The sequence below is a fragment of the Vibrio sp. OPT46 genome (assembly GCF_015163535.1).
GTDB classification, from domain to species: Bacteria; Pseudomonadota; Gammaproteobacteria; order Enterobacterales; family Vibrionaceae; genus Vibrio; species Vibrio alginolyticus.
This window is the reverse complement of record NZ_JADDYG010000812.1, coordinates 1-571: the sequence shown is the minus strand read 5'-3', so window position 1 is coordinate 571 and position 571 is coordinate 1. Positions and strand designations below refer to the sequence as shown.

Annotated in this window: 1 pseudogene; it reads right to left on the bottom strand. The window is 40.5% G+C overall.

From position 1 onward, the window contains the following. A pseudogene (locus tag IQR33_RS28055) lies at window positions 1-517 on the bottom strand (hypothetical protein); the annotation flags it as partial. Window positions 518-571: the final 54 nt, after the last annotated feature.

Sequence of the window (571 nt, the reverse complement as noted above, 5' to 3'; positions counted from 1 at the left end):
AATCTTGAATGCTGATTCGTAACTGAGTCAGGGTCTCCAAGCTATCCATAATGTTTTGCCAGTTCATGTGATACTCATTATGCAAGTCATCTCTTTGCCCAACCGCTAGCCATGCGATGGTTACTTCATCCATCAAAAACAAGCAATGACGAATCAACTTACCATGCTCCATCTGGTTTCTTGCAACACTATGGTCATCCCATTGTTCAAGTAGTTTCCCTACTTTAATCTGTAATACGCGATACATGGGTTTGTTTTCAAACCGTGAGGTTTCGACTAAAAGATGAAGCTTGTTAGTCAGAGCATCATTAAGAGCGTCCAATTTTTGTTGATCGTTTTGTTGGAATTGAAGCGAGTAGTGAGTAGCAGCTCGGTGGTATCTCAGAAGGTGAACAACATCTCGCAACAATGTTAACAGCTGATATTTGCGCGCATGTTGCTGCTCTCGTTTAGAAGATAAGTGATATATTCCAGCTAAAATAGCGATGGACAATAGTGTGGAAATCAAAACAAACATAACCAACTCCTTGTTAGTGTTTGGACCTAACAAGGAAGATTGCAGTTTTGATGC